Here is a 20486-nt window from a genome sequence, read left to right as displayed (position 1 = left end):
GGCGAGCGCGCAACCTCAGACCGCCGCGGCCTCGCGTTCGCCGGGCACATTGGGATCCGGCGCGGTCGCCGGCTTGCGGGTGTCCTGACGCCTCGGCAGACGCCAGACCTGCTTGTCCTCGAACCGGTCGCCGGTCCAGGCCACGGCGGTCACGGTGATCTCGTGCGCATCCCACTCGATGCGATTGAAACTGGGCGGCGCGCCGCGCTCACGATGGGACAGTGTTCCGCACCCGATCGCATAGGAGCAGTGGTCGCCCAGATTGATCGGCAGGGCGAAGGGCACATGGACGTGGCCTGTGGTGATGATGTCGACGCCGGCCTCGGCGAAGATCAGCGCCGCCTCGTCGCCGCGCTTCACATCCCCGGTCATCGGGGTGCCGATCATCTCGACCAGCGGGTGGTGGCAGGCCAGCACCCTCAGCGCCCCCACCGGCGCCTGGCGCAGGGCCTCCGCCGCCTTGCGGGTCTGGTCCAGATCAATGACGCCCTTGGACCAGTTGGGCCGCGCCTGCCAACCGCGCGCCGTGACCACGCCGCGCACCATCAGGTTCGGGCTCAGGAACTGGTGGTCATGGGCCGGATGCCCGGTCGCCTTCTCGAACGCCTTCCACGGATGGAAGAGGCGGGCCGTCAGGCTCCAGTAGGGGACGTCGTGATTGCCCACGATAACGAAGCGCGGATCGGGCATGCGCCGGATCCAGTCCCCCGCCGCGGCGAACTCGTCCGGAAAGCCCTGCTGCGTGATATCGCCGGTGATCAGGATCAGGTCGGCGGGATTGGCGTGGGCGTAGTCCAGCGCGGCGGCGCAGGCCCGCCTGTGCTCACAGCCGAAATGAATGTCCGAAAACTGGAGGATGCGCCCCACTAGACGGAATCCTCCGCCGCCGGCGGAACCGGCGCCAGGGCGCGGAAGGCCTTGCGGACGAAGCGCACCTTCGTCTCGTGATGCAGTTGCACCGGCTCGCCGTCGATCACCGCCGGAATCTTCGAACGGGCGCGCAGCACGACCTTCTGGGTCGCGCGGGTCGTCACCGCCGGATCCTGTCGCCAGTCGTCCATCACCGCATGGGCGGCCAGACGGAAGGCTTCCATGGCGTCGCTCGGGTTCATGGCCGCCGCCTCCAGTCCGGTGTTCTCCTCCATCGCGCGGGAGATCATCGGACTGATCAGAACCAGCGCCTCGGCGCGACGTTCCTTGCTGCCGTCCAGCGCGAAGCGAAGCCGCCCGCTGAAGGCCCGCTTGAAGGCCCGCCTGGCGTGCGTCAGCGCCAGCTTCAGCTTGCCGGTTCGCATCGCCTCCCGCGCCGGCGCCCACAGGGCCGGAGAGCCGAAGATGGCGGCGCAATAGAAGGACTGGGTGAACTCGCCGTCGGTCACCTCGCCGCCCGCCACAGCCTGGGGCGCGCCCTCTTCCAGCGCCCGACGCAAGGCCAGCTTCCAGTCGGCGGTGCCGTACAGCGCCTTGGGCAGCATGTTCATGGTGCCGCCGGGCAGGGGGGCGACCAGAGGTCCGTCCGGCCCGGCGCGCGACGCGATGGTCCCCGCCGTGCCGTCGCCGGCCAGCACGAACAGGACGTCCGGATCGGCCTCCAGCGCCTTGTTGATCTGGTCGTCGAACTGGCCGCCTTCCAGCGCCACCACAGACGCCTCACAGCCGTACTCGGCCAGAATGGCCTCAGCCTCGTCCGCGGCGCGCGGCCCGACACTGCCGGACAGCGGGTTGACCAGCATGATGACGCGCGAAATCGCGGCATGCGGGGTCAGCGCATGCGTTTCGGCGACCCCGTCCGGAGCCGGAGCCGCCATGTCTTCAACCTTAGCCATTGTATCGCCCATGCCGCCCGAACGCCTCGCGTCTGCGAGAGTTCCGGCGATCCGGGCGCAGGCCTACTTCTTGAGCTCTTCCGTCGCGGCGGCGGCGCCGGCCTGAACCGCATCGCCGGCCTTGCCGGCGGCGGCGCCCGCGGTGTCGACCGCTTCATCGGCGACTTTCGGCGCCTCGCCCCGCACCGTCGCGACCCCGGCGGCGATCCAGCCGTCCATGATCGCGCCGCCCTCGGCCAGCGACCGCTCCTTGACGCCCAGCACGGCCGTCAGGACGCCGAACACGGCCAGCAGGGTCACCAGGATGCTGGCCAGCGGATTGGGCCCGCGGCGACGCTTCTTGCGCGCCCAGATCGGACTGTGATCATCGGCCGTCATTCGAGCCGGTTCGGAAAAACGCATACGAAACCCCCGTCTGCACCCGTTTCCGGCGTAGCCCTCCGCCACGCCGTCGCCAAGCCTAGTACAGGCTTAACCTTGTTCACAGGGCCGGGAACCGCCACGCTTATCCAGCGTTCTCACCCCATGGGGGAAACCCGAGGGATGAAGGAATAGCATTATGAAGAAGGCGATCATCGCGATTGCGGCTGTCGGCATGATGGCTTCGGCCTGCGCCAGCGACGGCTACGGAAACGGCTACGGCACCAACGAAACCGTCCGCCAGGGCGCCATCGGCGCCGGCATCGGCGCTGTCGCCGGCGCCATCATCGGCAACAATGTGGGTGACGGCAACGCCGGCACCGGCGCCGCCATCGGCGCTGTCGTCGGCGGCGCCGCCGGCGCCATCCGCGGCTCCTCGCAGGACCGCGCCAACCAGCGTCGCTACACCGACAGCCAGGGCCGTTATTACTACTGCTACGATGGCCGTCAGAGCGAATGCTACTGGGAAAACGGTCAGCGCCGCTACTGATAGTAATGGCGAAAGCCTGAGTTCAGGGGCGGCTTGTCGGAAGGCGGGCCGCCCTTTTTCATGCGCCGGCGGGGGCTGGGCGGGTTGAGAGGGGTTGGAGATGAAGCGTTTCGTGGTGATCGCGGCGGGTGCGGCGGTTCTGGCGGGTTGCGGCTGGACGCCGGGGATGCGGGACCGAAGCGCCGTGGTGGCGGAGGTCTCGCCGTGCGTGACCAAGCGGTTCGATGTCTATTTCGCGGAGAATGAGGCGCGGCTGACCAATGCGGCGCTGCAGGCGATCGGCCTGACCGCGACCCAGCTGCAGAGCTGCGACATCCGGCGGGTGCAGGTCGTCGGCCTGGCCTCGGCCACCGGCGACGTGGCCGCCAATCTGAGCCTGTCCGAGCGCCGCGCCATCGCCGTGGCCGAGGCGCTGGTCGCCGCCGGCTGGCCGAGCCCCGCCTTCGAGCTGGGCGCCGTGGGCGACGCCGGCGCGACCACCGCCGCCGGGGCCAACGAGCCTCTGCGTCGCCGCACCGAGGTGGTCGTCGAGGCCTCGCCCCGAAGCTGATCAGAAGCTGATCCGGCGCCGATGAGGCGACCTGCCGCTGTCGCCGACGGTGACGGCGGGGGGTCCGGGCGGCTAAGGTCGCCCATCCTCACAGAGAGACCGTCGCGTGCGCCGCCTGTTCCGCTTCCTGATCCTGCTGACCCTGCTGCTGGCCCCGGCCGGCATGGCGGCCGCCCAGACGACAGGCCAGACCAGCAGCCAGACAGGCCCCCAGCGCACCGACGAGATCGAGGCCGAACTGGTCTCCATGAGCAGCTGGGCGACGCCGGGAGGAACCGTCGTGGTCGCCGTCCGTCAGGCCATCGAGCCGGGCTGGCATACCTATTGGCGAAATCCCGGCGATTCCGGCGGGCCGACGACCCTGGACTGGACCCTGCCGACCGGCGTCACGGCGGGCGAGATCGTCTGGCCCCTGCCCGAGCGGCAGCGCCTGCAGGGACTCGTCAACTACGGCTATGAGGGCGCGGTCTATCTGCCCGTGCCGATCGAGGTGCCCGCCGACGCCCGCCCCGGAACGACCCTGCCCTTGCGGGTGAAGGCGCTGTTTCTGGTGTGCAGCGACGAGATGTGCATCCCGCGTGAGCTGACGCTGGGCCTGGACCTGCCGGTTCGCGAGGGCGCCGCGCCGCAGGACAGCGCCCACGGCACCGCCATCGCCCGCATCCTCGAACAGGCCCCGCGCCCCGCCGGCATCCGCGCCCACGCCACGCTTGAGAACGGCGTCCTGACCGTCACCGCGACCGGCGGCCCTCTGGCGGGCAAGGATCCGGGCGCGAGCTATTTCTTCCCGTTCGAGAGCGGTGCGCTGGATCACGCCGCCGCCCAGAGCGGATCGTGGGGACCGGAGGGCCTGACGCTGGTCCTCTCGGCGGGCATGAAACTGGCCTCCGCCGGCCTGACCGGACCGGTGTCCGGCGTGCTGGCCACCTCTCACGGCGCCTTCGAGATCACCGCCGAGCCGGGTCCGGCCCTGACCGGCGCCACCGGATCAGGCGATCTGGACCCTCTGGACGACGCCGCCCCGACGCCCGCGCCGGCCGTCGCCGGAACAGGATGGGCCGTGTTCGGACAGGCCATGCTGTTCGCCCTGATCGGCGGTCTGATCCTGAACCTGATGCCCTGCGTCTTTCCCATTCTGGCGATGAAGGCGGCGGCGCTGGCGGCCTCGGCCCATGACACGAGGCGATCGCGAACCGACGGCCTCGCCTTCCTCGCGGGGGTGCTGGCGACCTTCCTGCTGCTGGCCGGCGTCCTGCTTGGCCTGCGCGCTGCGGGCGAGGCGGTCGGCTGGGGCTTCCAACTGCAGTCCGCCCCGGTCACGGCGGGGCTGGCCCTGCTGATGCTGGCCGTGGCGCTGAACCTGTCCGGCGTCTTCCACATCGGCGGCGGGCTGCAGGGTGTGGGCTCCGGGCCGCTGTCGCGCCTGCCCGGCGGCGTCGGCGCCTTCTTCACCGGCGCCCTGGCGGTGGTGGTCGCCGCCCCCTGCACCGCCCCCTTCATGGCCTTCGCCCTGGGCGCCGCCCTGCTGATGCCCTGGCCGATGGCGCTGGCGGTCTTCCTGATGCTGGGACTGGGTCTGGCCCTGCCTTATGTGGTGGTCAGCCTGAGCCCGCGCCTGCTGGCGAAGCTGCCCCGCCCCGGCGCCTGGATGGAGCGGCTGAAGTCGTTGCTGGCCTTCCCGATGTACGGCGCCGCCCTGTGGCTGGCCTGGGTGTTCAGCAACCAGACGGGCGCCGAAGGGCTGGGCCTGCTGTTCGTCGCCGGACTGGCCGCCGCCGCGGGCCTGTGGCTGATCGGCGCCGGTCAGGGCGAACGGGCGCTGGGCCGCAGAGGGGTGATCCACACCATCGCCGGCGCCGCCCTTCTGCTGGCCGCCCTGGGTGCCGCGACCCTCGCCGCCCGCGCGCCAGTGGAGGCCCGGGACGGATCGTCCGAAGACGGAACATCCGGTCTCGCGTCGTCGCCCTGGTCCGCAGAGGCCGTCCAGGCCGCCCTGTCCGAGGGCCGTCCGGTGCTGGTCAATTTCACCGCCGACTGGTGCGTGACCTGCAAGATCAACGAGCGCACCTCCCTGACCACGCCGGGCGTGAAACGGGCGATGGACGAGACGCGCGCCGTCTATCTGGTCGGCGACTGGACGCGACGTGATGACGCGATCACCGCCGAGCTGCAGCGCCACGGACGCTCGGGCGTTCCCCTGTACCTGTTCTATCGCCCCGGCCAGACCGAGCCGGAGGTGCTGCCGCAACTGCTGACCGAGGGCGTCGTCGTCGAGGCCCTGAACGAAAGCGCGAACCCGTAGGGAGATGTCGATGACGAACCCGGATATCGAAGCGGCCCTGCGGAGAATTCTGGACGCCCAGTCCGACATCAACGCCGCCCTCTCCGAGGACGATCTGGATCCGGGCGCCGACGAACCGGTCGACCCGCCGTCGCGCCTGCAGCACATCGACGGCGGCTGTCCCCGGCTGACGGCGGCGGACGTGGGCGGCCTGCTGGCGGTCACCTATTTCGGCTCGACCTATGAGGGCTGGCCCGAGGCGCTCGAGGCCCTCGCCGATCCGGCCGTCGCGCCGTGGATCGGCTCGCTGAAGATCGACGGGCCGGACGAGGGCGCCAACGGCATGGCGACCTGGGACTTCGCCTCCCTCATTGAGCGCGCACCCGCCTTCCCGCGCCTGACTCAGCTGACCATCCCCCAGTCGGACACCGGCGACCATAACCAGAAGGCTGTCGAGGACGACCAGTCGCCGGCCTTGCTGGCGCTGATGCCCCGACTGACCGATCTGGTCCTGCCCCAGCCGCCCGAGCCCGGCTTCTTCGACCTGGACCTGCCCGACCTGCAGCGCCTGCGCACCGGCCGGGACTTCCGCACGCGCGGCTTCATCGGCCGGCTGGCCGAGGCGAAGCGGCTGCCGCGCCTCTATTTCTTCGACTTCAGCGACTCCCTGTCGCCCGTCATGGAGGTGGAGCCCGGCGGTGACGCCGAGTGGAACTCCACACCGATGGAGGACTATCTGCGCCTGTTCCGGTCGTCGTTCATGGACCAGATCCGCGCGGCGCGCCTGCGCAACACCCGCCTCAGCGAGACCCAGTTCCGGGAACTGAGGGCCCTGCGCCCGGATGTTCAGTTGAGCGTCGCGCTTGACGCCCCTCACGTCTACGTCGCCCACTGGGGCGCGACCAACTTCCCCCATGCCCACCTTTTGCTGAGCTGAGCCATGATCCGATCGACCCTCGCCGTTGTCGCCCTGTCCAGCCTCCTGCTCGCCTGCCAGCAGCAGGCCGCCGCGCCCGCTGAGAAGGCCGAAGCCCCCGCCTCCTCACCCTCTCCCGCGCCGGCGCTGATGCCCATGCCGGGCCAGCCGGCCCCCGCCTTCACCCTTGTCGATGCGGACGGCGTCCAGCGCAGCCTGTCCGACTTCCGCGGCAAGGTGGTGGTGCTGGAGTGGACCAATGAGGGCTGCCCCTACGTCCAGAAACACTATTCCGGCGCCATGCAGGCCCTGCAGCGCGAGGCGGCCGAGGACGGCGTGGTGTGGCTGAGCATCATCTCCTCCGCCCCGGGCAAGCAGGGCTATGTCGAGGGCCAGGACGCCCGTGACTGGAAGACGCGGACCCGGGCGAACGCCGCCCATCTGCTGCTCGATCCCACCGGCCAGGTCGGCCGGACCTACGGCGCCAAGACCACGCCCGACATGCGGGTCATCGACCGCGAGGGGCGGCTGGTCTTCGTCGGCGGCATTGACGACAAACCGACCGTCGAGGTCGCCGATCTGCAGGGCGCGACCAATTTCGTCCGCTCGGCGCTGGACGACGTGATGTCCGAGCGCCCGCTCCGCACCGATCTGGCGGCGCCCTACGGCTGTTCGATCAAATATGCGGACGAGGACGCCTGACGCCCGCCGTCACGCAAACCCCTGACGCCGCCTAGACCGGCGGCGCCGGCGGGGCGGTGATGACCTCGACGTTGTCGTTCAGCAGGTAGTGGAGTTCATCCAGCGCGACCCGGCGTTCGGCCGGGGTGCCGGCGGTGCGGATGGCTTCGACCTTTTTGGGCATGTCTTCCGAAATGCCGCGCAGGATGCATTTCAGGTCGCCGTCGGTGCCGCGCTCCTTGAGGATCAGGTGACCCTGCATGTCGAGGGCGGCGAGGGCCGTGGTCTCGGTTTCAAACCGGCCGATCGCCTCCGGGGTCATGTACCAGTCCGGAGAAGACGCCAGGTTGGCCTGCCACTGGCCAACGACCGAGCGAAGGGCGCCCGCGCGGCTGATGATATCCGCGAACAGCGGCTCACCGGCGACCGAGACCGGCGCCCCGGCGGGGGCGGGCGGCTGCTCCGCCGCCAGCGCGACGTTCGGGTCGGTGAGCAGCAGGGAAAGAGCCAGGGCGACGCCGCAGGACATGGGAACCTCGGGGGCTAACCTTATTTGTTTCGACGAATCATGGATTCGCCGTTGAACCGGCTTACGCCTGACCCGTAAACGAGGGTTTACGCCTCCCCGCCCGTCCGACGCCGCCGAGATCGCCATGACCGCCCGCAAACAAGCCCTCGACCTGCTCCGCGCCGTGGCGCGCAAGGACGCCGGGGCGCGCATCGTCCACCATTTCGCCACCGACCCCGGTCGGGTGGACCGGATGAGCCTGGACGCCGCGGGCCTGTATCTGGACCTGTCGAAGCAGTCGTGGAGCGCGGAAGGCTTCGAGGCGGCGCTGGATGTGGCTCGCGCCTGCGATGTCGAGGGACGGCGCAACGCCCTGTTCGCCGGCGAGGCGGTCAACAACACCGAGGGCCGCGCGGTTCTGCACCCCGCCCTGCGCGCCGCCGAGGGCGCCGACTTCCACGCCCTGGGCGAGGCGGTGTCGAAGGAGGTCGACGAGACCCGCGACGCCATGTGCGAGTTCGCCACCGACATCCGTTCGGGCGCCGAGACGGGCGGAACGAAACAGCCGTTCACCGCCATCGTTCACATCGGCATCGGTGGATCGGACCTGGGCCCGCGCCTGCTGTGGGACGCGCTGAAGCCGCTGGAGCCGACCATCGACCTGCGCTTCGTCGCCAATATCGACCCGCGCGACATGGCCGAGGCCCTGGCCGGACTGGATCCGGAAACGACGCTGGTCGTGGTCGTGTCCAAGACCTTCACCACCCAGGAGACCCTGGCCAATGCGGAGCTGGCCAAGGCCTGGCTGGCCGAAAGCCTGTCGCCGCGCCGGATGGTGCGCCACCTGATCGGCGTCACCGCCGCGCCGGAGAAGGCGAAGGACTGGGGCTGCGGCCGCACCTTCGGCTTCCGCGACTGGGTCGGCGGGCGTTATTCGCTGTGGTCGGCGGTCAGCCTGTCCGTCGCGGTCGCCCTGGGCTGGGACGTGTTCGAGCGGGTGCTGGCCGGCGCCCGGGCGATGGACGAGCATTTCGTCGAGGCCGATCTGGAGAAGAACGCCCCGGTGCTGCTGGCGCTGGCGCAGATCTTTAATGTCGAGGGCTTGGGGCGCAACGCCCGCACCGTCGCCCCCTATGCCCACGGCCTGCGCCGCCTGCCCGCCTTCCTGCAGCAGCTGGAGATGGAGTCGAACGGCAAGCGGGTGAAGCGCGACGGCACGCCCGTCGACACCGCCACCGGCCCCATCGTCTTCGGCGAACCGGGCACCAACGGCCAGCACGCCTTCTTCCAGCAGATCCATCAGGGACCGACCGTGGTTCCCGCCGAGTTCGTGGTGGTCGCCCATACCTCCGCGGCCGCCATCGACGATCGCGAAGGCGATGCGCCGCTGTGGTCGAACGCCCTGGCCCAGGCCCAGGCGCTGATGGTCGGCAAGACGGAGAAGGACGCCCGCGCCGAACTGATTGCGGCGGGCGCCGATGAGGCCGAGGCGGACCGTCTGGCCCCGCACAAGACCTTCCCCGGCGATCGTCCGTCCACGACCATCCTGCTGGACGCCCTGAGCCCCGAAGCCGTCGGCGCCCTGCTGGCGCTGTACGAGCACAAGACCTTCGTCGAGGGCGTGATTGAGGACATCAACAGCTTCGACCAGTGGGGCGTCGAACTGGGCAAGGTGCTGGCCAAGGCCATCCTGAAGGATGTCGCCGCCGGCGAACCGTCGGCCGGGCTGGATCCGTCCACGACGGAGCTGATGAAGCGGTTGATGGTATGAGCGAAGCCGAAGACGATTTCCCCGACCTGCATCCCCTGATCGCCTTCGGGACGGGGATCATCGACGATCTTGTCACGCTCGATCTGGAGTGGGCGACCAGCCGGGCTCAGTACGACGCAGGGCAGGGCCAGACCGTCGATACGGTGATGACGGCGGCGCAGGCCATCATGCTGGGACGCGCCCTGATCGAGCGCGGCGAATTGGCGGCGGCTGCGGAAGCCGCCGAAGAAGGCTAGGCCGGCGGCTGCCACAGCTCGATGGCGTTGCCTTCCGGGTCGTGGATGCGGGCGAAGCGGCCGATCTCGGGCGAGGCGTCCCATTCGGGCTTGGTGATGATCTCGATACCGGCCGCCCGGAGCGACGTCAGCAGACCGTCCAGGTCATCGACGCGCAGGTTCAGCATGAAGGCCTTGTCGGCGGCGAAATAGTCGCTGTCGGCCTTGAACGGCGCGAAGACCGTCGGCCCGGCCTGCTGGTTCCACAGGAAGACGCCCGGAGGGGCGCCGACGCCCAGATGCTCCAGATACCAGGCCGCAAGGGCCTCGGGATCCTTCGCGCGGAAAAAGAAGCCGCCGATGCCGGTGACCGCCATGTGATGTCCTCCCTGTCCGACAGCACCCTGCGCCGGGATTAGGCCGGACGCCAGAGGGGGCGCCAGAGGGGGGCGTCAGACAGGAAAAAGGCGGGCCTTCGTTTCCGAAGCCCGCCTTCCTCGCCCACACGTCCGGCTGAACTCACGCGGCCGGACGGAAGGGTGTCTGATTACCAGCGACGGTCGTAGCGGTAGTCGCGGCGTTCATCGCGACGGTTCTCCCGGCGCCATTCGCGGTAGTCGCGACGTTGCTCCCAGCGCGGGTCGCGGCTGTTGATGCCGTGTTCGCGCTCCCAGTGGCCCTGGTTCCGGTAGCAGCGGCCGCCGCGGTAGTAGCCGCAGTCGTCGCCGCGGTTGCTGGCGGCGGCGCCGAGGGCCGCGCCGGCGAGGGCGCCGCCGATGGCGTAGGTGCCGTCGCCGTTGCCGATGGCCGCGCCGGCCAGACCACCGACGACCGCGCCGATCACGGCGTTGCGGCTGGTATTGTCACGGTCGCGGCTCTGGGCCTCGGCCGGGGCGGCGGCCATCAGGGTCATGGCGCCGACCAGGGCCGGCGTGGCGATAGCGAATTTCGAAAGCGTCTTCATGGTCGGCTCCTTTCAAACGGACCGGCGTCTCCGCCGGGTGTGTGGCCTTTATGGAGGGGCCAGCCTGAACAAGCCGGGAGGGGGCCGTTCAGTTTCGGTTCACCTTGCATAAATCGCTGTAATGTCGGCTGATGGCCGCGAAAGGGAGGCGTTCTGGGTGAAACGGCTGTTGGCGATCGTGCTGCTGGCGACAACGTCGGGCCTAGCCCTGACGCTGGTCGCCGCGCCCGCCGCCGCCCAGGTGGTGCAGCAACCCCCGCCGCCACCGCCTCCTCCACCGCCACCACCTCCGCCGCCACCGGCGCCGACCGAGGTCCGCATTTCGGCGCCGAGCGAGATCGACCCCGTGGCGACCATCCTGCGGCGCGAGGGCGATGCGAAGGTCGCCGCCGAGGCCCTCGTGGCGCTGGGCGTCGAACGCTATGGCGCGCAAGACGCCGCCGGGGCCGCCGCCGCCATCCGGGCCGCCGTCGAGGTGATCGAGACCCGGCTGGGACCGAACGATCGGGCCCTGGCCCATCCGCTGGCGACACAGGCCCGGCTGAAGCTGGAGAACGGCGATTACGCCGGGGCGCTGGCCGACATCGAGCGGGCGTTGGCCCTGACGGACCCGGCGGAACAGGCGACCCTGCTGTACGACCGGGGGCGTATCCTCGACGCCCTGGGCCGCAACGAGGAGGCCGAGGCCTCGGCCCGCGCCAGCCTGGCCTTGCGCCGCACCCAGCTGGGCGAGGTGCACGAGAAGACCGCCGACAGCCTGAACCTGGTCGCCAACGCCCTGACCGCCCAGGGCCGCCATGCCGAGGCCGATCCGCTCTACCGGCAGGTGCTGGGCATGTATGAGGTGCTGTACGGGCCGGACGACTTCCATGTCGCCATCGTGCTGTCGAACCTGGGCAACTCCCTGCGCCGCACCGGGCGGGCGCATCAGGCCGAGCCGCTTTACGTCCGCGCCGTGGCCATCGCCGAGGGCGCCAATGATCCCGTCCTGCTGGCCCAGTGCCTGACCAACTACGGCTGGTATCTGCATGTGACCAAGCAGGGCGAGCGGGCCGAGGCGCCGTTCCGCCGGGCGCTGGAACTGGCGCTGGAGATCGTCGGGCCGGACCATCCCTTCACCGGCAACGCCCGCGCCAACCTGGGCTACGCCCTGTCCGACCAGGGCCGCTGGACCGAGGCCGAGGCGCCGTTCCGCGAGGGGCTGGCCGTTTATGAGGCGGGCGTGGGCGCCGACAGCCCCGACCTGCTCGACACCCTGACCGGCTATGCCGCCGTGCTGGACCGGCTGGGCCGCGCGCCCGAGGCTGAGGGCCTGTACCAGCGGGCCCGGTCCATCGCCGCCGACCGCCTGCCCCCCGCCCACGCGACGGCGCTGTCGGGGACCGAACAGTACGCCGGCTTCCTGATCAACCGCGCCCGCTCCGACGAGGCGTTGGTGCTGGTCCGCGATGGGCTGGGCGATCTGCTGGGCCAGCAGGCCCGCGGCCGCGACTGGCGCACCCGCGTGCGCGGCGCCCGCCCCCTGTTCGCCCGACAGGTCGAGGCCGCCTGGACCCTGTCCGCCGCGACGGACTGACGCCGCCCGAATCCAGCCGCTGACGCTTGACGGTCGGGGGTCCGCCCCCTACTTGCCGCTCGCGTTGGCACTCTCACGGGTCGGCTGCCAAAACGGCGATCCGGCGCGGGTGCTTCCCATCATTTCAGAACGCCCCGTTCCGGGGGTTTACAGGGAGAAGTCCGATGGCGTTCCGTCCGCTCGGCGACCGCGTGCTGGTCAAGCGCGTTGAAGAAGAATCCAAGACCAAGGGCGGGATCATCATCCCCGACACCGCCAAGGAAAAGCCGCAGGAAGGCGAAGTTATCTCCGTCGGCGCCGGCGTCCGTGACGACAGCGGCGTCGTCCAGGCCCTGGAACTGAAGGCCGGCGACCGCATCCTGTTCGGCAAATGGTCGGGCACCGAGATCAAGATCGACGGCGAAGACCTGATCATCATGAAGGAATCGGACGTCCTGGGCGTCCTGAGCTGAGTGATTGGTGATGGGTGATTGGTGGCTGGCGCGACCGAGACCGGTTCGCCGCCGCCGCTGATCCCATCCTCACCAACCACCAAACACCAATCACCTCTTTCAAGGAGCAGCCGCCAATGGCCGCCAAGATCGTACAGTTCAACACCGACGCGCGCGACAAGATGCTGCGCGGCGTCAACGTGCTCGCCAACGCCGTCAAGGTCACCCTGGGTCCGAAGGGCCGCAATGTGGTGATCCAGAAGTCGTTCGGCGCCCCGCGCTCGACCAAGGACGGCGTTTCGGTCGCCAAGGAAATCGAGCTGGAAGACGCCTTCGAGAACATGGGCGCCCAGATGATCCGCGAAGTCGCGTCGAAGACGAACGACAAGGCGGGTGACGGCACCACCACCGCGACCGTCCTGGCCCAGGCCATCGTGCAGGAGGGCCTGAAGGCCGTCGCCGCGGGCATGAACCCGATGGACCTGAAGCGCGGCATCGACAAGGCGGTCACCGCCGTCCTGGCCGAGGTCAAGGCCAGCTCCAAGCCGGTCTCCAACAACTCGGAAATCGCCCAGGTCGGCACCATCTCGGCCAACGGCGACGCTGAAGTCGGCGGCCTGATCGCCGAAGCCATGGCCAAGGTCGGCAACGACGGCGTCATCACCGTTGAAGAAGCCAAGACCGCCGAAACCACCGTCGACATCGTCGAGGGCATGCAGTTCGACCGCGGCTACCTGAGCCCCTACTTCATCACCAACGCCGACAAGATGGAGGCCCAGCTCGAGGAGCCGCTCATCCTGCTCCACGAGAAGAAGCTGTCGTCGCTGCAGGCCATGCTCCCGATCCTGGAAGCCGTGGTCCAGTCGGGTCGCCCGCTGATCATCATCGCCGAGGACATCGAGGGCGAGGCCCTGGCCACCCTCGTCGTGAACAAGCTGCGTGGCGGCCTGCGCGTCGCCGCCGTCAAGGCTCCGGGCTTCGGCGACCGCCGCAAGGCCATGCTGGAAGACATCGCCATCCTGACGGGCGGCCAGGTCATCTCGGAAGACCTCGGCATCAAGCTGGAGAGCGTCACGCTCGACATGCTGGGCCGCGCCAAGAAGGTCACCATCACCAAGGACGACACCACCATCGTGGAAGGCGTCGGCGAGAAGGCTGACATCGAAGGCCGCGTCGCCCAGATCAAGGCCCAGATCGAAGCCACGACCTCGGACTACGACAAGGAGAAGCTGCAGGAACGTCTGGCCAAGCTGGCCGGCGGCGTCGCCGTCCTGCGCGTCGGCGGCTCGACCGAGGTCGAGGTCAAGGAGAAGAAGGACCGCGTCGACGACGCCCTGAACGCCACCCGCGCCGCGGCTGACGAAGGCATCGTCCCGGGCGGCGGCATCGCCCTGCTCAAGGCCTCCAAGGTCCTGGCCGACGTCAAGGGCGACAACGCCGACCAGACCGCCGGCATCGCCATCATCCGTCGCGCCCTGCAGGCTCCGATCCGTCAGATCTCGGAGAACGCGGGCGTCGAGGGTTCGATCGTCGTCGGCAAGGTGCTGGAATCGACCGACGCCTCGTTCGGCTTCAACGCCCAGACCGAAGAGTACGGCGACCTGGTCAAGATGGGCGTCATCGACCCCGCCAAGGTGGTCCGCACCGCCCTGCAGGACGCGGCCTCGGTGGCCGGCATCCTGATCACGACCGAAGCCGCGGTCGCCGACGCGCCGAAGAAGGCCTCGGCCGGCGGCGCCCCGGACATGGGCGGCGGCATGGGCGGCATGGGCGGGATGGACTTCTAAGCGGATCGAGGCGAGCCGAAAGGCTCGCCTCGGGACGCCCCGGCGAAGGCCGGGGGTTGGAAGTTCAGCGGTTCAAGCTGAGAACGAAGAAGGCGCTCCGGGAGACCGGGGCGCCTTTTTTTGGCGGATCTTTGGCTTTTACAGACAAGTATCTACGAGACCGCACACCCAGACCTGATGGAGAGTGGCGTGTATTTGAAAGAAAATGATGCCCGCGCGCGAGGCGGCGACACGACTGACTTCACGGCCGACATTGCAGCTCAACTGATTTTGATGATAGGTAACGCCGCTTTAGCACTGAAGGACCGCTACGACATATTTCTATCGCACTCGATGCGAGATGCTGGTTTGGTTCTGGGCGTAAAAAAGATTCTCGAGGCCAGCGGAAAAACTGTTTATGTTGACTGGATTGAGGATCCGGAATTGGATCGGAACGCGATATCTGTTGGCACTGCCGAGACGTTGCGAAAACAGATGCGCAAGAGCGATTCTTGCTTCTATCTTCATTCAAGACACTCACGGACCTCTCTGTGGATGCCATGGGAACTCGGTTTCTTCGATGGAATGAATGGAAACGTTGCAATTCTCCCCCTCATACCACCAAACGGGCATCTAGATTTCTCTGGTCAAGAGTATCTTGAGTTATACCCAAAGGTAGATTTCACAGATATTAGTTCTTCTCCAAACATATACATAAACAAGTCAGCCAAAACTGAAACTGCAGCCGTTTTCAAACGTTATGACGACTGGAAAACGGGAAACGACAAACTACGCCCCAGCGGTTGACTAGCCGCCCGACAGCCAACGCCTTAAAGGCGTAGCTGTGTTCGCTCGATGATCAAGGACCATCCAAAGCGGCTTGGGCTCACCGTTAATCTCACCCCAAACGATCCGATGGTAGAGGCCGAGATACTCCCACTCCGCCCAAGCTCGGTCATACGGATCGTCCGCCGACGGCAAGAGGGCTATAGTACCCAAGCTCTTATAGCCGTCTGCTACGCCGAGTTCCCACGGCACCCAGCGGCTTTCCTTGCTATTGGGGCTCACCAGCAAGACGAACCTATGAGTTTGCCGGATGCGAGACTTTAACAGACGTGCGGTCTCGTCGTTAGTGTAAGGAGGCATCGCAGGGTCTATCTCATCGAGATAAACTTTGGCTCCGTGGTTCTCGAGGAGAATTGTTGCGCCAAGGACGAGATCCTTATCCTTGCTCGAATGAGAGAGGAATGTTGAACCCGTCAGCGTTTGGCTAGACGCCTTACGACGCCGCGCAACCTGTTCATCCAGCTTTAATCCGGCGGCGGCAGAGCGCAGTTCATCGCGGGTGACATACTCCACCATGTCGATAGCTCAATCGACCTTTGATAGACGATTTATTATATCACCGATTATCGCCAGAAGAATTTCGGATGAGTTGTTAGGGTCTCCAAGTCGGTCAAGTTCATCATCTGTCGGCCTTGAAGCTCTGACACCGGTCGTTGGTATATCCGACCCACGAATGTTGTCGGCAATTGCTTTGGCAGCCCCCCCGGTAGCGCCAACAGGCAATATAAAAGCACCGGCCGCTCGGGCTGCTTCATACTCGGCAAACACCCCGTCGGCATCGACAAGGATGCCATCCTGCAGCTTCGCCCCACCGAGGAAGATCACCACTCCGGCATAGCGGGACATTTCGACGCGAAGCGCCGCCCACTGAGTCCGATCTGGGTCTTTGCCTTCTAGAGGCTGAAGAAACGGGCGCACGATGAGACGCCGGTCAAGATCCCACCCACCCTCCTGGCGGAGCGCATCGATGAAGCCGGCTATCGCTGCTGAACCTACAAGCACGCCCGATCCAGAAACCAAATCCCGACCGATCCTACCGATCAGACCGCCAACACCTTCTGACAGCCGGTACAGGTCCGCAGCCCCGGATGCACTTCCCTCCAAGGGCCAACTACCACTTACCCATACCCGCATACTTGCGACGCGACGCTCGATCTGTTTGAGAAGTTCCGGAATTTCTGAATACTCATCGACCTCTACAGTTATAAGACCATAGCGTCTTAGGTCCTGTGCCCACAGCCGGTGTTGCGCCGCACGGGCTTCGAACTCCGCATCTGTTTTAAAATCAGATCTGGCCGGCGGTTTAACAATCGCAAAATGCTCACCCGGAGTTTCGGCGAAACTTTCGCGAATGGTCGACAGGACTTGCCTGATGTTGGGGTCAGTCAGACTTAGGCCAACAAATAGCATCGACATGCTTGTCAGATGCGCTTGCAGAAGAGGCAGAAAGGCGCCGCGGCGAGAGCGATAGAGCTCGTAATCCTCAGTCGAAATGACAATGTCATCCAGCCGATCAATCGATCCATGCATCTTGTAGAGGTGAGCAGCCCCAGGCTTGGGCTTCAGGGTGAGATCGCTGGGAGCTGAAACTGGATCAATCGGCCGCCTTACGGTCTCGAATGCTCGCTCTACCAGACGATCGTAGTTGGTCGTCCAGATATGGCGAGCTGGTAACCGCGCTATAACCTCCAAAGATTCAGGCACCGGTCGATCAACGCCAATCTCTGACTTGATTACATTACGCACTCCCGTGGCGTTGCCACGCTCAGTGATGTGCCACTGAGCTAGAGCCGCAAGATCCGAGATATCATGTGAATGGACCCCCAGTTCCTCCCCAATATCCTTAAGCAGCTCCGACCAAGTCGGATAACCAGCCGCCCGAGATATACCGGCGCCAACGAAGAATGCACCATAACCTTGGTGCAGAGCTTGCGGAAAAGACTTTAGCAACTTGGTACGGCCGGGACTCGCCATCACTTACCGTCCGACCGCCTTTGCTGCGGCCTCAATCCAAGTCGCCATGTTGCTATAGCCGTTATCGTTCACCCAATCGTAGCTCTTGTAGAGGGTGCTCAGCAGCACCTTCTGCCCCCCCCTGTCGATATGGAGCTTAGTGAGCGGATTGACGCCTGGCTGGTCGGCGCCTGTCGTCGGGTGTTTGAGTCGATGGATGTCGATGGCAAGAATGCCTTTTCCCAACTGATAGCTGCGCTTGATTTCATGTATGACCCAATCCCGTTGCGCAGTTTCATGGCCGTAAAGGACGACGGTGACCGATGTGCCAGAGAGTTGGGACTCGATCCATTTTTCGATCCCGCCGGCCTTCCTCTTCGCCTCTTCAAACTCGGCTGCATCGTAGAACGGCTGGGCTTCATGCTCCGGCCTAACCACCCATGAGTTGCGAACTTGGGTCACGCGCATGACATCGCGCGCATAGTGAAAACTGAAAAATACCCGCCGGGCCATATTTGCCTCCCCAAGCTTTGCTTGACTCAACCAAAGAGAGAGTCCCAGCCAATGTCAAACGGACACTCTCGAAGGACAGCCCGCCCCTAGCCGTACAGCTCCCGCTGAGGTAGTTGAATCCGCTTGCCAACGGATATCCAGCGGATGTCCGTTAAGACGGGTTGTCGGGGGACAAAATGATTGACGTCTTCGTTAGCGTGGGAACCGGCCTTAGCGCCGAGCAGGAGGCTTTCGTGAGCGCGGTAGAGGCGCGGCTGAGAGCGCTCGGCTGCTCCCCCTGCACCATCGGTAGAAACACTTTTAGCGCCGATGCGCCTCTTCGCGCGATCACCAACCAGATGGACAAGTGTTCGGGCGTAGTTGTGATCGCGGTCGAACGCTACTGGATCGGAGATGGCTTTGAGCGACGGGGTTCAGACGCTCAAAAGGCGGTCAAAGACGCGGGCCTCGCGACGCCATGGAATCAGATCGAAGCGGCTCTCGCTTACAATCGCAACCTCCCACTCTTGGTGCTTGTTGACCAGAATGTCCGCTGCGATGGATTGCTCGAAAAAGGGAACGATTGGTTTGTCCACCAGCTCCCGATCAACCCCAACTCACTGAACACCCCTACCTTCGCCGGACTGCTCGACAACTGGCGCCAGCGGCTCTCTACTTCCCCGAGACCGTCGGAGACAGTGCCTGATCTGGGAACGGTGAGCTTGTACGCTTTCATCAGATCACTACGCCTATCCCATGTCTGGGCGGCACTCGGCGCCCTCGCGATCCTTCTAGGTGGCGCATTTACTGCCGGTATGTGGATGCAGAAGCTGATGCCGCCGCAAGAGCCTCCCCACGTTACGTCAAGCGCGAGCGTAAGCCCCTCCTCGGAGCAGAAAAAGGAATAGCGCACTCGTGCTGGGAAGCGAGCGTACGCGTCTTGCGGATCTGTCCGCCGCTCCCACGACACGGCATGCGGACAGCGAACGGCCTACGACCGCACCCTTATACCGCCCCCACTCTGTCGCTGCGACGGAGCGACATTCCTTCTTAGGAGGGCGAGGGAAGCTGAATTGACAGTCCCCTCCACCCTGCTTCGCCCGGAGGGCTTCGCAGGGTCCCCCTCCCCCGCAGGGCGAGGAATGGGAACACCGTCCGGTCCCCCGCCATTCCTTCTCCGCAACAGAAGGAGCCTCCCATGACCGATCCCGACACCCCGCTGGACGACGAGCTGGAAGACCTGCGCGAGGACGTCGAGGCGCTGGAGCGGCCGGGGCGGGCGATACCGCTGCCCACGAGTGAAGACGAGGACGACGGGGTCGGGCCGACGACGGGCGTCGTGCCGTGAGGGTGCGGCGGCTGAGGCTGGCCGAGGCCGCGTTCGAGCGGTCGCCGGGGCAGGACGCCGACATCTTCACCGCCGACGGAATCGACGCCTCGGACGGCGGGCCGGTGACCGTCGGCCATGGCCGCTATGGCCCCGACCAGAGCCTGACCGAGACGATGAAGGTGCATGACACCATGATCGTGCTGGAGGGACGGCTGACGGTGGAGAGCCGGGGCGAGACGCTGGAGGCCGGGGTCGGGGATATCGTCCATATGCCGAAGGACGAGACTGTGACGATCCGGGCGGGGGCGGACGGGGCGGTGACGGCCTATGTCACCTGGCCGCACTGGCGGGAGGCGGCGGGGGATTGAGCTTGGGGTGAAGAGCCCCTCCACCGCTTCGCGGTCCCCCTCCCCATCGCGATGGGGAGGAGACGGGAGACCGTGCGGGGGGCGGGCAGACCCCTCCACCACCGGCTGCGCCGGTGGTCCCCCTCCCCGCGATGCGGAGAGGTGAGCTGAGTTCGGCCGAACTCGCGCGGTGAAACGTCCCGGAATCAATGGCCTGGCGAAAAGAGTCGGCAGTCTTCCAGCGGTCCCTGCGGGCGCCCCGATAATTGCGTCCGGGCATGGAGCCCGGGAGAGAGGCGATGGCGCGGGGACGGGGCGGTGAGGCGGCGGAGACGACGGGGCTGGAGCGGAAGCCGTACGGGCGGCTGAGCAGGACGCAGTGGGCGGAGGTGCGGGCGCTGTTCGCGCGCGGGGTGACGGCGCGGGCGCTGTCGGAGGCGTTCGGGCCGGCCGAGCGGACCATCTATGCGCATCTGAAGCGGCACGACTGCCTGCGGAAGGATGAGGCCGAGGCGGGCTGTGTGCTGACGCCGGAGGCGCTGGACGAGAAGGCCAGGGCGGTGAAGGGGTCGCCGGCCGAGGCGCCGTGCAATGGGCTGGGCGGCGAAGCGTCCCTGGCCGAGGCGGCGCGGGCGGCGGCGCGGACCGCGATCCTGATGCTGGGCGAGCTGCAGCCGACGCGGGCCTATACATACGCCCGGCTGGCGGGGACGCTGGAGCGGCTGGCGCGCGGGGTGACGGGCATGGCCGGGGACGGCAGCGCGGATGAGGCGGGCATGGCGCGCGGGCGGCAGGCGGCGCTGGACTTCCTGAGGGCGCGGCGGGGCGTGGCCTCCGAAGGGGAAGAGGTGACCGGTGGGTAGGCATTCTGCTCCCTTCCCCCTCGAGGGGGGAAGGGTCGGGGATGGGGGTGCGCGCTCGCTGGTGACGAGAAAGGCGCGGAAGGCGAGGGCGACGAAGCCTCTCGCGCCGGCTTCCGTGGGTCCGGCGGACGCACCCCCACCCAACCCTCCCCCCTCCGCCATCGGGAGGGCTTTTGATTTGTGGTCAGACGCCGAGTTGGCCCGTGAGGCGTGGGCGGAGCTGGCCCATGAGGGGCAGCGGGCGCCGGAGGGGGACTGGC

Annotated in this window: 24 protein-coding genes; 15 read left to right on the top strand and 9 right to left on the bottom strand. The window is 67.0% G+C overall.

Features of this window, described 5'->3' with window-relative positions:
- Nucleotides 1–15: 15 nt before the first annotated feature.
- The 3 genes from ACFQQC_RS04300 to ACFQQC_RS04290 all read right to left on the bottom strand — a co-directional run bounded on the left by ACFQQC_RS04300 (nt 16) and on the right by ACFQQC_RS04290 (nt 2204).
- Complete coding sequence (locus ACFQQC_RS04300; RefSeq protein WP_376860021.1) at nt 16–867, bottom strand: metallophosphoesterase family protein; 852 nt, start codon at nt 865–867, stop codon at nt 16–18.
- Nucleotides 867–1826, bottom strand: a complete 960-nt coding sequence (locus ACFQQC_RS04295; RefSeq protein ID WP_376860019.1) for a diacylglycerol/lipid kinase family protein — start codon at nt 1824–1826, stop codon at nt 867–869. The genes ACFQQC_RS04300 and ACFQQC_RS04295 overlap by 1 nt, the downstream gene beginning before the upstream one ends.
- A gap of 63 nt (nt 1827–1889) precedes the next feature.
- Nucleotides 1890–2204, bottom strand: coding sequence for a hypothetical protein (locus tag ACFQQC_RS04290; RefSeq protein ID WP_376860017.1), 315 nt, complete (start codon nt 2202–2204; stop codon nt 1890–1892).
- 181 nt (nt 2205–2385) lie between these two features.
- Between ACFQQC_RS04290 and ACFQQC_RS04285 the strand changes: the two genes are divergently transcribed.
- From ACFQQC_RS04285 to ACFQQC_RS04265, 5 genes are all read left to right on the top strand, one after another.
- A complete protein-coding gene (locus tag ACFQQC_RS04285; protein WP_376860016.1) occupies nt 2386–2736 on the top strand; it encodes a YMGG-like glycine zipper-containing protein in 351 nt (116 codons plus the stop codon).
- 100 nt (nt 2737–2836) lie between these two features.
- Entirely contained in the window at nt 2837–3286 is a 450-nt protein-coding gene (locus ACFQQC_RS04280; protein WP_376860014.1) for an OmpA family protein, read from the top strand.
- 106 nt (nt 3287–3392) lie between these two features.
- Complete coding sequence (locus ACFQQC_RS04275; RefSeq protein WP_376860012.1) at nt 3393–5588, top strand: protein-disulfide reductase DsbD family protein; 2196 nt, start codon at nt 3393–3395, stop codon at nt 5586–5588.
- A gap of 10 nt (nt 5589–5598) precedes the next feature.
- Nucleotides 5599–6504: a hypothetical protein gene (locus ACFQQC_RS04270; protein WP_376860010.1), complete on the top strand. Its 906-nt coding sequence runs from the start codon at nt 5599–5601 to the stop codon at nt 6502–6504.
- A gap of 3 nt (nt 6505–6507) precedes the next feature.
- On the top strand, nt 6508–7185 hold the full coding sequence (locus ACFQQC_RS04265) for a thioredoxin family protein (protein ID WP_376860009.1): 678 nt from the start codon (nt 6508–6510) through the stop codon (nt 7183–7185).
- A gap of 31 nt (nt 7186–7216) precedes the next feature.
- Here the strand turns inward: ACFQQC_RS04265 and ACFQQC_RS04260 are convergent, their stop codons facing one another.
- Nucleotides 7217–7693 carry a hypothetical protein gene (locus ACFQQC_RS04260; RefSeq protein WP_376860007.1) on the bottom strand — a complete coding sequence of 159 codons (477 nt, stop codon included), beginning with the start codon at nt 7691–7693 and terminating at the stop codon, nt 7217–7219.
- Nucleotides 7694–7817: 124 nt separating this feature from the next.
- On the opposite strand from ACFQQC_RS04260, the gene pgi reads away from it, so the two are divergent.
- Complete coding sequence (gene pgi, locus ACFQQC_RS04255) at nt 7818–9443, top strand: glucose-6-phosphate isomerase (RefSeq protein WP_376860005.1); 1626 nt, start codon at nt 7818–7820, stop codon at nt 9441–9443.
- Complete coding sequence (locus ACFQQC_RS04250; protein WP_376860003.1) at nt 9440–9679, top strand: hypothetical protein; 240 nt, start codon at nt 9440–9442, stop codon at nt 9677–9679. Before pgi ends, ACFQQC_RS04250 begins: the two co-directional genes overlap by 4 nt.
- On the opposite strand, the gene ACFQQC_RS04245 is transcribed toward ACFQQC_RS04250, so the two are convergent.
- A complete protein-coding gene (locus ACFQQC_RS04245; protein ID WP_376860001.1) occupies nt 9676–10035 on the bottom strand; it encodes a VOC family protein in 360 nt (119 codons plus the stop codon). The genes ACFQQC_RS04250 and ACFQQC_RS04245 overlap by 4 nt on opposite strands.
- 170 nt (nt 10036–10205) lie before the next feature.
- A complete protein-coding gene (locus tag ACFQQC_RS04240; protein ID WP_376859999.1) occupies nt 10206–10622 on the bottom strand; it encodes a hypothetical protein in 417 nt (138 codons plus the stop codon).
- A 157-nt stretch (nt 10623–10779) separates the two neighbouring features.
- On the opposite strand from ACFQQC_RS04240, the gene ACFQQC_RS04235 reads away from it, so the two are divergent.
- The 4 genes from ACFQQC_RS04235 (at nt 10780) to ACFQQC_RS04220 (ending at nt 15202) form a co-directional block, all read left to right on the top strand.
- Nucleotides 10780–12198, top strand: coding sequence for a tetratricopeptide repeat protein (locus ACFQQC_RS04235; RefSeq protein ID WP_376859998.1), 1419 nt, complete (start codon nt 10780–10782; stop codon nt 12196–12198).
- A gap of 164 nt (nt 12199–12362) precedes the next feature.
- Nucleotides 12363–12650, top strand: a complete 288-nt coding sequence (groES, locus tag ACFQQC_RS04230; protein WP_376859997.1) for a co-chaperone GroES — start codon at nt 12363–12365, stop codon at nt 12648–12650.
- A gap of 116 nt (nt 12651–12766) precedes the next feature.
- Entirely contained in the window at nt 12767–14416 is a 1650-nt protein-coding gene (gene groL, locus ACFQQC_RS04225) for a chaperonin GroEL (RefSeq protein WP_376859996.1), read from the top strand.
- A gap of 189 nt (nt 14417–14605) precedes the next feature.
- A complete protein-coding gene (locus ACFQQC_RS04220; RefSeq protein WP_376859994.1) occupies nt 14606–15202 on the top strand; it encodes a toll/interleukin-1 receptor domain-containing protein in 597 nt (198 codons plus the stop codon).
- On the opposite strand, the gene ACFQQC_RS04215 is transcribed toward ACFQQC_RS04220, so the two are convergent.
- Genes ACFQQC_RS04215 through ACFQQC_RS04205 form a run of 3 tightly spaced genes read right to left on the bottom strand, consistent with a single transcriptional unit; the run spans nt 15203 to nt 17707 of the window.
- Entirely contained in the window at nt 15203–15757 is a 555-nt protein-coding gene (locus tag ACFQQC_RS04215) for a toll/interleukin-1 receptor domain-containing protein (protein ID WP_376859992.1), read from the bottom strand.
- A 9-nt stretch (nt 15758–15766) separates the two neighbouring features.
- Entirely contained in the window at nt 15767–17215 is a 1449-nt protein-coding gene (locus tag ACFQQC_RS04210; protein ID WP_376859990.1) for an SIR2 family protein, read from the bottom strand.
- Nucleotides 17216–17218: 3 nt separating this feature from the next.
- Entirely contained in the window at nt 17219–17707 is a 489-nt protein-coding gene (locus ACFQQC_RS04205; RefSeq protein ID WP_376859988.1) for a TIR domain-containing protein, read from the bottom strand.
- Between the two features lie 176 nt (nt 17708–17883).
- Here ACFQQC_RS04205 and ACFQQC_RS04200 point away from each other — a divergent pair, with 176 nt between their 5' ends.
- From ACFQQC_RS04200 to ACFQQC_RS04185, 4 genes are all read left to right on the top strand, one after another.
- Nucleotides 17884–18594, top strand: coding sequence for a hypothetical protein (locus tag ACFQQC_RS04200; protein ID WP_376859987.1), 711 nt, complete (start codon nt 17884–17886; stop codon nt 18592–18594).
- Between the two features lie 290 nt (nt 18595–18884).
- Nucleotides 18885–19034, top strand: coding sequence for a hypothetical protein (locus ACFQQC_RS04195; protein ID WP_376859985.1), 150 nt, complete (start codon nt 18885–18887; stop codon nt 19032–19034).
- Nucleotides 19031–19384, top strand: coding sequence for an ethanolamine utilization protein (locus ACFQQC_RS04190; RefSeq protein ID WP_376859983.1), 354 nt, complete (start codon nt 19031–19033; stop codon nt 19382–19384). The genes ACFQQC_RS04195 and ACFQQC_RS04190 overlap by 4 nt, the downstream gene beginning before the upstream one ends.
- Before the next feature lie 278 nt (nt 19385–19662).
- Nucleotides 19663–20226, top strand: coding sequence for a hypothetical protein (locus ACFQQC_RS04185; RefSeq protein ID WP_376859981.1), 564 nt, complete (start codon nt 19663–19665; stop codon nt 20224–20226).
- The last annotated feature ends 260 nt before the right edge of the window (nt 20227–20486 follow it).

The sequence above is a fragment of the Brevundimonas sp. GCM10030266 genome (assembly GCF_042666595.1).
GTDB lineage: Bacteria > Pseudomonadota > Alphaproteobacteria > Caulobacterales > Caulobacteraceae > Brevundimonas.
Note: the sequence above shows the minus strand (reverse complement) of the source record. Positions and strands in the feature narration are given on the sequence as shown.